Here is a 239-nt window from a genome sequence, read left to right as displayed (position 1 = left end):
AACATGGTGTCGCACTTAACCGAAGCACAAAAAGCCGCGGGCGTGATAGCTGCTTCCGCAGGTAATCATGCCCAAGGTATGGCGTTGTCGGGGACTAAACTTGGCATCAAAACCACCATCGTCATGCCACGCACCACGCCGGACATTAAGGTCGATGCGGTACGCGGATTTGGTGGCGAAGTGCTACTGCACGGCAGCAATTTCGATGAAGCCAAAGCAGAAGCCGAACGCCTAGCCAA

General features: G+C 54.8%; 1 protein-coding gene. It reads left to right on the top strand.

Features of this window, described 5'->3' with window-relative positions:
- On the top strand, positions 1–239 hold a 239-nt coding region (locus SAY88_RS25620; protein ID WP_332635252.1), incomplete at both ends, for a pyridoxal-phosphate dependent enzyme.

The organism is Halalkalibacter flavus (genome assembly GCF_036663575.1).
GTDB lineage: Bacteria > Bacillota > Bacilli > Bacillales > Bacillaceae_D > Halalkalibacter > Halalkalibacter flavus.
The sequence above is the reverse complement of the archived record's forward strand: the minus strand, read 5'-3'. Positions and strand labels throughout refer to the sequence as shown.